Here is a 579-nt window from a genome sequence, read left to right as displayed (position 1 = left end):
GCCTTCGCCGGGGTCGCCTTCGCCGGGGTCGCCTTCGCCGGGGTCGCCTTCGCCGGGGTCGCCTTCGCCGGGGTCGCCTTCGCCGGGGTCGGCTTGGGCTGGGTGGCCTTCGGGTCCTTGGCCGCGGTGGCGTTCTTCGCCGCCTTCTTCGACGCGGCCTTTGTGGGTGTGGCCTTTGTGGGTGTGGCCTTTGCCGGTGGCTTGGGGGTCTTGGCGGCGCGGATCCGCGTCAACCGGACCGGCTGGTCCCCGTCGGTCTCCTCGTCCTCCTGCTGCACATTGGCCGCGGCCGCGGCCCTGGCCGCGACGTTCTCCGCGGCCTTACGCCAGGCGGCCGGCGCGGGCCGTCCCGACGGCGGCCCCGGCAGCCGACTGGCGAAGCCGGACGCGGGTCCGTCCTCGGAGATCGCCGGCTTCGGCTCGGCCGTGCTCTGGTCGGTCTCGCTCTGGGGCACCTGGCGCTGCATCGGCCGCGGCGCGGGCTCGCCGTCCTCTTGGGTGGGCATCGAACGCTGAGCCGGGCGGGCGCCGGCGGTGCCCTCGTCGAGCGGCGGGTGGCTGACGGCCGTGCCCTCGTCG

At 76.0% G+C, this 579-nt stretch carries 1 pseudogene; it reads right to left on the bottom strand.

Annotated features, from left to right (window positions below):
* Window positions 1-579 (bottom strand): annotated as a pseudogene (locus Ari01nite_RS40010) (hypothetical protein); the annotation flags it as partial.

Source organism: Paractinoplanes rishiriensis, from assembly GCF_016862375.1.
Classification (GTDB): Bacteria; Actinomycetota; Actinomycetes; order Mycobacteriales; family Micromonosporaceae; genus Actinoplanes; species Actinoplanes rishiriensis.
The sequence above is the reverse complement of the archived record's forward strand: the minus strand, read 5'-3'. Positions and strand labels throughout refer to the sequence as shown.